This window comes from Paraburkholderia metrosideri, from assembly GCF_904848625.1.
In the GTDB taxonomy this organism is placed as follows: domain Bacteria; phylum Pseudomonadota; class Gammaproteobacteria; order Burkholderiales; family Burkholderiaceae; genus Paraburkholderia; species Paraburkholderia metrosideri.
The window spans coordinates 26,930-36,971 of record NZ_CAJHCP010000027.1; the positions used below are offsets into that span (position 1 = coordinate 26,930).

Annotated in this window: 10 protein-coding genes; 3 read left to right on the top strand and 7 right to left on the bottom strand. The window is 60.8% G+C overall.

Annotated elements, in window-relative coordinates; all coding sequences use genetic code 11:
- Positions 1-5 precede the first annotated feature (5 nt).
- A complete protein-coding gene (gene rpe / locus LMG28727_RS33330; RefSeq protein ID WP_201646559.1) occupies positions 6-689 on the bottom strand; it encodes a ribulose-phosphate 3-epimerase in 684 nt (227 codons plus the stop codon).
- Positions 690-963: 274 nt separating this feature from the next.
- Here rpe and apaG point away from each other — a divergent pair, with 274 nt between their 5' ends.
- Positions 964-1,338, top strand: a complete 375-nt coding sequence (gene apaG, locus LMG28727_RS33335; protein WP_201646560.1) for a Co2+/Mg2+ efflux protein ApaG — start codon at positions 964-966, stop codon at positions 1,336-1,338.
- A gap of 80 nt (positions 1,339-1,418) precedes the next feature.
- Here apaG and LMG28727_RS34455 read toward each other — a convergent pair whose 3' ends face one another.
- A complete protein-coding gene (locus LMG28727_RS34455) occupies positions 1,419-1,592 on the bottom strand; it encodes a hypothetical protein (RefSeq protein WP_236592563.1) in 174 nt (57 codons plus the stop codon).
- 16 nt (positions 1,593-1,608) lie between these two features.
- Here LMG28727_RS34455 and mltA point away from each other — a divergent pair, with 16 nt between their 5' ends.
- Positions 1,609-2,733 (top strand): murein transglycosylase A, encoded by a 1,125-nt coding sequence (mltA, locus tag LMG28727_RS33340; protein ID WP_236592561.1) that lies wholly within the window; start codon positions 1,609-1,611, stop codon positions 2,731-2,733.
- A gap of 207 nt (positions 2,734-2,940) precedes the next feature.
- On the opposite strand, the gene paaK is transcribed toward mltA, so the two are convergent.
- From paaK to paaN, 5 genes are all read right to left on the bottom strand, one after another.
- Positions 2,941-4,245, bottom strand: coding sequence for a phenylacetate--CoA ligase PaaK (gene paaK / locus LMG28727_RS33345; RefSeq protein ID WP_201646562.1), 1,305 nt, complete (start codon positions 4,243-4,245; stop codon positions 2,941-2,943).
- Between the two features lie 196 nt (positions 4,246-4,441).
- The gene (gene paaI, locus LMG28727_RS33350) at positions 4,442-4,903 is read right to left on the bottom strand and encodes a hydroxyphenylacetyl-CoA thioesterase PaaI (RefSeq protein ID WP_201646563.1); all 462 of its coding nucleotides are present in this window, start codon (positions 4,901-4,903) and stop codon (positions 4,442-4,444) included.
- A 1-nt stretch (position 4,904) separates the two neighbouring features.
- Positions 4,905-5,696: a 2-(1,2-epoxy-1,2-dihydrophenyl)acetyl-CoA isomerase PaaG gene (gene paaG, locus LMG28727_RS33355; protein ID WP_201646564.1), complete on the bottom strand. Its 792-nt coding sequence runs from the start codon at positions 5,694-5,696 to the stop codon at positions 4,905-4,907.
- A 51-nt stretch (positions 5,697-5,747) separates the two neighbouring features.
- Positions 5,748-6,950 carry a 3-oxoadipyl-CoA thiolase gene (gene pcaF / locus LMG28727_RS33360; protein ID WP_201646565.1) on the bottom strand — a complete coding sequence of 401 codons (1,203 nt, stop codon included), beginning with the start codon at positions 6,948-6,950 and terminating at the stop codon, positions 5,748-5,750.
- Positions 6,951-7,074: 124 nt separating this feature from the next.
- Entirely contained in the window at positions 7,075-8,775 is a 1,701-nt protein-coding gene (gene paaN, locus LMG28727_RS33365; RefSeq protein WP_201646566.1) for a phenylacetic acid degradation protein PaaN, read from the bottom strand.
- 137 nt (positions 8,776-8,912) lie between these two features.
- Here paaN and LMG28727_RS33370 point away from each other — a divergent pair, with 137 nt between their 5' ends.
- Positions 8,913-9,689, top strand: coding sequence for an enoyl-CoA hydratase (locus tag LMG28727_RS33370; RefSeq protein ID WP_201646567.1), 777 nt, complete (start codon positions 8,913-8,915; stop codon positions 9,687-9,689).
- Positions 9,690-10,042 lie beyond the last annotated feature (353 nt).

A 10,042-nucleotide genomic window follows, 5' to 3' on the forward strand; every position in this document is an offset into this window, starting at 1 on the left:
TGGCTTCAGTGCTGGATGTTGGCGAGCGCCGCGCGCATCTTGTCGATCACGACCTTGTGATCGGGCTGGCCGAAGATCGCCGAACCGGCCACGAACGTGTCCGCGCCAGCCGCCGCGATTTCCGCGATGTTGTCGACTTTCACGCCACCGTCTACTTCCAGATGAATCTCGCGGCCCGTGCGCTCCTTATAGGCGTCGATCCGCTTGCGGGCTTCACGCAACTTGACGAGCGCCTCGGGAATGAACGACTGGCCGCCGAACCCCGGGTTCACCGACATGATCAGCACGAGGTCGACCTTGTCCATCACGTAATCCAGGTGGCTCAGCGAGGTGGCCGGATTGAACACCAGCCCGGCCTTGCAGCCGTGATCGCGGATCAACGACAGCGTGCGGTCGATATGGTCCGAGCCTTCCGGGTGAAAGCTGATGATGTTGGCGCCGGCCTTGGCGAAGTCGGGCACGATGCGGTCGACGGGGCGCACCATCAGATGCACGTCGATCGGCACGTCGACGTGCGGGCGGATCGCTTCGCAGACGAGCGGGCCGATGGTCAGGTTCGGCACGTAATGATTGTCCATCACGTCGAAGTGAATCCAGTCGGCGCCGGCGGCGACGACGTTGCGGACTTCTTCGCCCAAACGGGAGAAATCGGCGGACAGAATGCTGGGAGAAATGCGAAATTGCGTCATGGCGGGGGCGGATGCAAGCGGGAAAGCGTCATTTTACCGTTTTGTGCGTCGCAGGACCGCCTGACCGAAGGTTATAAGCCAGCCTCAAGTTCGTGCGACGGAAGCACGAAATCGCCCTAATCGTTTTTGACCGAAGGATTTGCCCGGTTGCGGGCATCCGTCGCATCAAGCAGAATGCCAGTCCATAAGCGCCGCATCGCCGGTAGGCCGCAAACCATTGGCGTTCGGGCTTTCCCGCGATTTTTCACAGCAGTTTGATCAGACCGGAATCAGGATGAGCCAGTACGAATTCAGCGTGTCGGCGCAGGTGCAGTTTCTGCCCGAAGAGTCGGACCCGGAGCGCCGCCAGTATGCGTTTGCATACACGCTGACCATTCGTAACACCGGTCAGGTGCCCGCACAGTTAATCGCGCGTCATTGGGTGATTACCGACAGCGACGACAATGTTCAGGAAGTGAAAGGTCTGGGCGTGGTCGGGCATCAGCCATTGCTTAAACCAGGCGAGCATTTCGAGTACACGAGTTGGGCCGTAATTGCGACGCCGGTCGGCACGATGCGTGGTGCTTATTTTTGCGTTGCCGAAGACGGTGAACGCTTTGATGCACCGGTGCCGGAGTTCATCCTGCGCATGCCGCGAACGTTGCATTGAACCGGGGCGCAGGCCCACGGTCTTTAAAGCTGTTGAACGAACTGTTGAGTAGTGGTTAGCGCGTAGTCGAGCGCCTCGCGTCACTGTGGTTTTTGCTGCTTGTGCTGTTCATTCGCTTTGGCGCGCGCCGTTTTCTTCTTGCCGGACGACGTCCATACGACGATGAAGACGAGCAGGAAGAGCGCGATGAGCGACTCCAGCGCGAAGATGAGCATCGGGTATTCGTCGAACAGATCAGACATGGCGGTTTCCATCAAGAACGAACATTGTATGCGTTTTGTCCGCACGGCCGGAGCATGGCTCGGAGCGCTTTCGTTTGCGGTCATGCTGGCGTCCTGCGGTGGTGGCGGCGCGGTCCGGTCGACAGTTTCGCCGCCCGCGGGTGCTGCGATCATACCCGGGCAGATTGCTGCCACGCGACTCACGGCAGTCGCGTGGCAGCAGGTGCCGGGTTGGCAGGACGACTCGCTGATCGGCGCGACGGCTGCGTTGCGGCAAAACTGCGTGAGGCTCGCGCGTCAGCCGAACTGGTCTCGGGCGTGCGCTGCGGCCGCGCAAATCGACGATCTCGACGTGACCAGTGCACGGGCTTTCTTCGAAGCCTATTTCACCCCTTTCCAGCTAGCCAATAACGACGGCACGCTGGACGGTCTCGTGACAGGCTACTACGAGCCTTTGCTACGCGGCTCGCGTACACGGCATGGCGTATATCAGACTGCGTTGTATCGCTGGCCGTCCGGTTACCGCACAGGGGCGGCCATGCCGGCGCGTGCCCAGTTGGAGCGGGAGGGTGTGCTCAACGGCAACGAACTGGTCTGGGTCGACGATCCGATTGAAGCGTTTTTTCTGCAGGTGCAAGGGTCCGGGCGGATCGTGATGGAGGACGGCAGCGTCGTGCGCCTCGGTTTTGGCGGCACCAACAATCAGCCGTACAAGTCGATTGGGCGCTGGCTGCTGGATCGCGGCGAACTGACACCGTCGCAGGCGACCATGCAAGGCATCAAGGCATGGGCACGCGCGAACCCGACACGGGTCGATGCTCTGCTCGATACCAATCCGCGCTTTGTGTTTTTCCGCGAGATGCCGTCCGGCGAAAATGTGCCGAGCGGCGGCGCGGATGGTCCGATTGGCGCACTCGGGGTGCCGTTGACGCCCGAGCGTTCGATTGCCGTCGACCCGACTTCGATTCCGCTTGGCACGCCGGTGTTTTTGCAGACCACGCGTCCGCTGACGAACTCGCCGATGAATCGCCTCGTGTTCGCGCAAGACACCGGTTCGGCGATCAAGGGCGGCGTGCGCGCCGATTACTTCTGGGGACTCGGCGACGATGCAGGCGATCTGGCCGGCAAGATGAAGCAGGGCGGCAGGATGTGGTTGTTGCTGCCGAATTCGTAATGATTCGGTGGCACGGCGGCTTTTGAAATTGAAGTTGCCGCTGTGCGATTTACAGGTCTACAGATTTACGGATTTGCAGACCTAAAAAGCCAGGTTCGCAGGAACGCTCGCTTCTAATGAGCCTCTGCGCGGATCGCCGATGAAAACGGCGCCACAGATGGATGTCAATCCATCTGTGGCGCCGATCGCTTTGCGATGAGTGAGTAGTTACAGTCCCGACCGGCGCTTGTCCACTACACGTCGCGCCTTACCCACCGAACGCTCTATCCCGTTCACGCCCAGCACATTTACCACTGCGCTCACGCCGATCAGCGCCTTGATGTCGTAGGCCAACGCCTGTTTTGCCGTGGTCAGCGCGCCCGCATCCGGTGCGGCTTCCGGGCAAGGTTCGACGTTCAGCGTCAATACGTCGAGCGGGCCTTCCTTGGTTAACACGATCTGATAGTGAGGCGCGAGCGCGCGCTGCTTGAGTAGCAATTCTTCGATCTGCGTGGGAAACACGTTCACGCCGCGCACGATCATCATGTCGTCCGAACGGCCTGTGATCTTTTCCATCCGTCGCATGGTGCGAGCGCTGCCAGGCAATAGACGCGTGAGGTCGCGCGTGCGGTACCGGACAATGGGCAGCGCCTCCTTCGTCAGCGACGTGAACACCAGCTCGCCGAGTTCGCCGTCCGGCAATACCGCGCCGGTTTCGGGGTCGATGATCTCGGGATAGAAATGATCTTCCCAGATGGTCGGGCCGTCTTTCGTTTCCACACATTCCGACGCTACGCCGGGTCCCATCACTTCGGACAGTCCATAGATGTCGACCGCATTGATACCCATGCGCTTTTCGATCGCCTGGCGCATGTCGTTGGTCCACGGTTCCGCGCCGAAGATGCCGAGGCGCAGCGAACAGCTGACCGGATCGATGCCTTGTCGTTCGAGCTCGTCCGCAATGGAGAGCATGTAGCTCGGCGTCACCATGATGATGTCCGGCTTGAAATCCTGGATCAACTGCACCTGCTTTTCGGTCTGGCCGCCGCCGAACGGAATCACGGTCAGCCCCGCGCGCTCGGCGCCGTAATGTGCACCGAGGCCGCCGGTGAAAAGACCGTAGCCATAGCTCACGTGCACCTTGTCGCCACGCTTTGCGCCAGCGGCGCGGATCGAACGCGCGACGAGGTTCGCCCACGTGTCGATATCGCGCGCGGTGTAGCCCACCACCGTCGGCTTGCCCGTCGTACCAGATGAAGCGTGAATGCGCGAAACCTGTTCCTGCGGGACGGCGAACATCCCAAACGGGTAGCTGTCGCGCAGATCCTTTTTGGTGGTGAAGGGAAAGCGCGCCAGGTCGGCGAGCGTCTTCACCTCGCTCGGATGAACGCCGGCTTCGTCGAACTTGCGTCGGTAGACGGGCGAATTTTCGTAGGCATGGTTCAGCGACCATTTGAGCCGTTCAAGTTGAAGCGCGACAAGTTCGTCGCGGCTGGCGGTCTCGATCGGGTCGAGCGGAAGGTCGGTGGTCATCGAATGTCTCCTTGCTGGCTCAATGCTTGTGTCTAATGTATGGTGCGCTTGCGCGCAAAACTGGGACGTGTGCGATTTTCCGGTGTGACGTGGAGTGAGCCGCCACTGTGCTTTCACCACGGCGTTGTTTGCGGGATTTGTCGCAGCGTCGCCCTGGATTGCCGCACATGTGTTGCGCTTGCTGTTCGGTTGCCCGTCACTCACCCGAGGGAATCAGGTTGCCTTTGATTTGCGCCGATTTGCCACGGAACATTGCCACGGTTTCTCCAGCCCGGTTCGTGACGCGAATGTCGTAAATGCCGGTGCGACCGCTTAGCGTCTGCTCGATGGCTTCCGCAGTCAGCATCTCACCGCGTGCTACCGGCTTCAGAAATTCGATCGAGCAGCCTGCTGCGACGGTGTTGATGTTGTACGTGTTGCAGGCGAATGCGAACGCCGAATCGGCTAGCGTGAAAATCAAACCGCCGTGGCAAGTCTGGTGGCCATTCAGGAAGTCGTCACGCACAGCCATGCGCAAACGCGCATAGCCGCGGCGAATTTCCAGAATTTCGAGGCCGAGCGCCCGGGTGCACGCATCGTTCTCATACATCGCAGCAGCGGTTGCACGGGCGAGTTCGTCTGGAGTCATCTGGTTGGCCTGGGTGGCTTGAGTGAACATATCAGCGGCCTTCGAAACGTGGTGCGCGCTTTTCCACGAACGCTTGCACGCCTTCGGCGTAGTCGTGAGACGCACCGAGTTCGCGTTGCAGGTCTCGTTCGAGATCGAGTTGCTGATCAAGCGTTTGCGTCGCGCCGGCGCGCATTGCCTGCTTGATCGCGGCGATCGCGCGGGTGGGTTGTTGTGCGAGTTGGGCCGCAAGCCGGGCTGCGGTGGCGGCGAGTTCCGTGTCGTCCACCGTCTGCCAGATCAAGCCCCAGCTTTCGGCTTTTTCCGCGCTGAGTTTGTCGCCGGTCATGGCGAGTCCCAATGCGCGAGCCATGCCGACACGCTGCGGCAGAAACCAGGTACCGCCCGAGTCCGGCACCAGACCGATCTTCACGAACGCCTGAATGAAACTGGCGGAGCGGGCTGCGAGCACGAGGTCGCAAGCGAGCGCGAGATTGGCGCCGGCACCAGCGGCCGTGCCATTGACTGCCGCAATCACCGGAAGAGCCAGAGCTTGCAGTCGACGAATCAGCGGATTGAAGTACTCGTCGATTAGCCCGCCGAGGTCGGTCATTGCACCCGGCGTGAAATCGAGATCGGCGAGATCCTGGCCGGCGCAAAAGCCGCGACCCGCGCCAGTCAGCACGAGCGCACGGGCACCGGACGCTTCGACCTGATCGAGCGCTGAGCTCAGTTCCTGATGCATCGAGCGTGTAAAGCTGTTGAGCTTGTCCGGACGATTCAGCGTGATAGTCGCCACATGGCTCGACGGGTCGATGTCCAGGCGGATCGCTTCATATGACATTGGGTGTCTCCTCAAAGTCTCTTCTGGCCGAAGGGTGCGGCGGCGTTGCCGTCAGACCCGTTCGATGACTAGCGCAATGCCTTGCCCCACGCCGATGCACATCGTACAAAGCGCGAAGCGGCCGTTGCTCCGTTCCAGCTGGTAGAGCGCAGTCGTAATCAGACGCGCGCCCGATGCGCCTAATGGATGCCCCAGCGCAATGGCGCCGCCGTTCGGATTGACGCGCGGATCGTCATCGCGCAGACCGAGCGTGCGCAGCACGGCCAACCCTTGCGACGCGAATGCTTCGTTCAGTTCGATCACGTCGAATTGTTCGAGCGTCATGCCGAGCTGCTTCAGCAGTTTTTGCGTAGCAGGCGCCGGGCCGATTCCCATGATGCGCGGCTCGACGCCCGCTGTAGCCATGCCGACAACACGTGCGCGGCGACGCAGCCCATATTGATCAGCGGCCTGTTGATTCGCTAGCAACAACGCGCAAGCCCCGTCATTCACTCCAGACGCATTGCCCGCCGTCACGCTGCCCTCCGGACGAACTACGCCCTTGAGTTTGCCCAAGCTCTCCAGTGAAGTTTCTCGCGGATGCTCGTCAAGCAGGACCCGCACCGGGTCGCCTTTCTTCTGTGCGATTTCAACGCCGACAATTTCGTGGGCCAACGTACCGTCGCGCTGCGCCCGTGCGGCCTTCTGCTGACTCGCGAGCGCAAACGCATCCTGATCGGCGCGGCTGATACTGAACTCGACAGCAACGTTTTCCGCTGTTTCCGGCATGGAGTCGACGCCGTACTGGCGCTTCATCAATGGATTGATAAAGCGCCAGCCGATGGTCGTGTCGCAAATATCAGCCTGACGCGAAAATGCACTGGCCGCTTTACCCATGACGAATGGCGCCCGTGTCATGCTCTCGACGCCGCCAGCAATCATGAGGCGCGCCTCGCCCGATTTGATCGCGCGCGCTGCAGTGCCCACCGCGTCCATACCTGAGCCGCACAGGCGGTTGATGGTTGCGCCGGGCGCATCCGTGGGTAGACCGGCCAGCAGCGCAGACATACGCGCTACGTTACGGTTGTCTTCACCAGCCTGATTGGCACAGCCATAGATCACATCGTCGAGCGCTCTCCAGTCCACCCCAGGATTGCGCTCGATCAGCGCCCGGATCGGAACGGCGCCGAGATCGTCTGCACGGACGTCCTTCAGGGCGCCACCGTAGCGGCCGATTGGGGTGCGAATCGCGTCGCAAATGAAGGCGTCGTTCATTGGAATTCCCGCTAAGGCGGATCAGCGCAAGAGCCCGATCCGATGTCTCATGTTAGTTGGGGTGCACGACCCGGTCCATTCGGCCAGATGGCATAGGACGAAGCCGAGCTTTGTCTTATGACATTCAGCCAGCTACCGCTGGGGCCGCTTTCGGTTCAACATGAACGCGGCTTTGCACTACGCGGAAGCGGTTCGCGACGAAGGCTGCATCGGCGAGCGCAGCGTTTGCCGCCGGGTTGGCGCCCGTGCCGTGGAAGTCGGAGAAGGCCGCGGATTGATTGACGAACACACCGCCGGTCAGATTGATCGAGAGCGCTACACCGCCGCGAATCGATGCTTCGTGCGCGTCTTCGAGCACGGCTTCGTTTGTGCTGTACACCGATAACGTCAACGCGCCGTGTTCGGCTGCGATGGCGCCAGCGAGATCAAGTGACTGCGCGGTTGAGTCTGTTGCGATCACGAATGAGATCGGGCCGAACCATTCCTTGGTGAACTGCGCGTGGTCGTTGGCGGCGTCGAGTTGCAGAACGAGCGGCGTGCGTACTCGAGCACCGGCAAAAGCGGGATGTTCGAGCGTCTGACTTTCGACGAGAACGCGGCCGAGCTTCGTGGCTTCGTCAATGCGCTGAGTGACGCCTTCGTTCTGGATAGCTCCCAGCAGTTCGACCGCACGGGCGGGTTCCGCGACGAGTTTCTGCACGGCGGCAGCAATGGCTTGAGCGACTTCGTCGAAGCCAACTATGCCCTCGGCCGTGCGGATGCCGTCGCGCGGTATATAGATGTTCTGCGGCGCGGTGCACATCTGGCCTGAGTACAGCGCGAGCGAGAAGGCGATGTTGCGGGCGGCCGCCTTGATGTCGTCGACCGAGTCGATCACGATCTGGTTGACGCCTGCTTTTTCAGTGTAGACCTGCGCCTGGTGCGCATTGCGCTCGAGCCACGTGCCGTTCTGCGAACTGCCCGTGAAGTCGATAAGTTTGATTTCCGGACGCAGCGCCAGATTCTGGACGAGTGCGCCGTCGTTCGGCTCGGTGGCGAGCAGCGTGACGACGTTGGGATCGAAGCCGGCTTCGCGCAATACGTCGCGCGCAATTCGGACTGTCAGCGCGAGCGGAAGAATCGCGCCCGGGTGCGGCTTGACGATGACCGTGTTGCCCGTGGCGAGGTCGGCGAAGAGACCGGGATAGCCATTCCATGTCGGGAACGTGCAGCAGCCGAGTACAAGGCCGGTTCCGCGCGACACGACGGTGTAGCGCTTGCGCATGGCGAGCGGCGGGTTCTTGCCTTGGGGCTTTTCCCAGTGAGCGTCGGCGGGAATACGGCGCAACTGGTCCCACGCATAGACAACGGCTTCGAGCGCGCGGTCCTGAGCGTGTGGGCCGCCAGCCTGGAAAGCCATCATGAATGCCTGACCGGTCGTATGCATGACGCTGTAGCCAATTTCAAAACTGGCCCGATTTACTCGCGCAAGAATCTCGAGGCACACGCCGATCCACGCCTGCGGACCCGCGGCGCGCCAGTCGCGCTGAGCGGCAGCGGCGGCTGCGATTAGCGAGTCGGGGTCGGCCTTTGGGTAGCGAACGCCAAGCGGGAATCCGAATGGCGAGATTTCCGCCCCGACGGTTTCACCTGTCGACGGTTGGTCCAGATCGAAAGTCGTGTTGAGAAGCGCCTTGAATGCGGCTTCACCATCCGCGTTGGCTGTTTCCCCGTACACTTTTGGACTGGGCATCTCGACGAAAGGACTCCAGTAGCCGCGCGTTTCGACCGCGGTGAGTGCCTTTTGCAGCGTGTCTTCGTGTTTGGTGAATAGCGGATGTGTCATGGCAGAGGGGCTTGGCTATACGTTGGGGAACAGCCTGTCTAATAATTGACCGACCGGTTGGTTGGTGAATGGTAGCATCATTAATTGCGCCGCGCGAAGCGTTTTCGCGTGTGATTAACCATTAGGAAGGAGGCGGCATGGCTTACGAGAACATTCTGGTTGAGACGCGGGGACGGGTTGGATTGGTCACACTGAATCGCCCTAAAGCACTGAACGCGTTGAACGATGCGCTGATGGACGAGTTGGGGGCTGCGTTGCGCGAGTTCGATGCGGACGACGCCATCGGTGCGATCGTGGTGACTGGCAGTGAGAAGGCGTTCGCTGCCGGGGCCGACATCGGCATGATGGCGACCTACACCTATATGGATGTCTACAAGGGCGACTACATCACCCGTAACTGGGAGACGGTTCGCTCGATCCGCAAACCGATCATTGCTGCTGTAGCCGGCTTTGCGCTGGGCGGCGGTTGCGAATTGGCGATGATGTGCGACATCATTTTTGCCGCCGACACCGCGAAATTCGGGCAGCCGGAAATCAAGCTGGGCGTGATGCCGGGTGCTGGCGGAACGCAGCGGTTGCCGCGCGCCGTGTCAAAAGCCAAGGCCATGGACCTCTGCCTGACCGCCCGATTCATGGATGCAGCCGAAGCCGAGCGGGCGGGGTTGGTTTCGCGTGTTATTCCGGCGGCTTCGCTGATTGACGAAGCGCTCGCGGCAGCCGCGACCATTGCCGAGTTCCCGTTGCCTGCCGTGATGATGGTGAAGGAGTCCGTCAACCGCGCATATGAAACGACGCTGGCCGAAGGCGTGCATTTCGAGCGCCGCCTGTTCCATTCGCTCTTCGCTACTGAAGACCAGAAGGAAGGCATGGCGGCATTCGTCGAGAAGCGCAAACCGGTTTTTAAGAACCGTTAATACGCTTGTCAAAATAACGCTTGCAAGTGCCGGTACGGCTCGCTAGAATTTCGCTCTTTCGTGCTTCGGATACCGGGGCACGGGGAAGCGGGAAAGCCAGCAGTGGCAAGGCTTCCAGCGAAGTGGGCAGGTTCAGTAAGTGATAAAAACCTGTTGACGGCGCTGAGAAAGTTCTTCATAATCTCGTTTCTCTGCTGCAGACGCAGCGACGCAGAACGAAGCGGTGCCGGGTGGTTGAAGTAGGCGCTGCGGATTTCGCGGATCGATCTTTAAAAATTAACAGCCGATAAGTGTGGGCGCTTGATGCGCGATGCGGGTGGGTCCTTCGGGGCTTGCCATAAAGCAGAAGTATC